Origin of the sequence: Mesorhizobium sp. M7A.F.Ca.AU.001.01.1.1 (assembly GCF_004022735.1) — a bacterium.
Lineage (GTDB): Bacteria > Pseudomonadota > Alphaproteobacteria > Rhizobiales > Rhizobiaceae > Mesorhizobium > Mesorhizobium ciceri.
Genome location: NZ_RZPF01001309.1, coordinates 1 through 621, shown reverse-complemented (window position 1 = coordinate 621; position 621 = coordinate 1). Strand labels below are relative to the sequence as shown.

Below are 621 nucleotides of genomic sequence, written 5' to 3'. Positions count from 1 at the left end.
GCGCCGACCAGCAGCAGGCCGGCATTCACCAGCGGCGTGCCGTGAATGTTGCCGGCAAGGAGAATGCCGCCGGAAATGGTGAACAGCGCAAACAGCAGGATGATGAACGACATGTATTCGGTGAGCAACGCATGCAGCACCGCTTCGGTCGCTGTGGGGACACCGAAGGCGACCGCCAGCGGCAGGACCACCAGAGCGCCCCAAAGGGCCGCGATCTTGCCGTAGTGATGCTCCCAGACATGAAGAAACAGCAGCGGACCAGTGGCGATCGACAACAGCAGCCCGGCAAAGGGCAGCGCCCACCACAGCGACATCGAAGCGCCGGGCAGGCCGTGTTCCTCCGCCCCGAAAGCCTGTGCCGGAAACAGCACGGCCACGACGATTGCCGCCTTCGTCGCGACCCACAAAAAGCCCCTCTTGCGCCTCACGATCCGTCAGTCCGACAAAGGGTCTTCGAGCCTCACGCCGGCGTCGCGCATGCGCTGCAGCGTGGCATGGAGCGAACCGTTGAGATCGATGCCGCGGCAGGCATCCAGCCGCACTGTGGTTTTGAAGCCCTGGCTGACGGCATCCAGCGCCGAAAAGCCGACGCAGAAATCGGTCGCCAGCCCGACCAGGGTC

At 64.6% G+C, this 621-nt stretch carries 2 protein-coding genes; both read right to left on the bottom strand.

Annotated features, from left to right (window positions below; all coding sequences use genetic code 11):
* Window positions 1-407: sodium:proton antiporter (locus EN884_RS37860; RefSeq protein WP_206617785.1), on the bottom strand; the 407-nt coding region annotated here is incomplete at its 3' end.
* A gap of 27 nt (window positions 408-434) precedes the next feature.
* Window positions 435-621: isochorismatase family protein (locus tag EN884_RS37855; RefSeq protein ID WP_128361226.1), on the bottom strand; the 187-nt coding region annotated here is incomplete at its 5' end.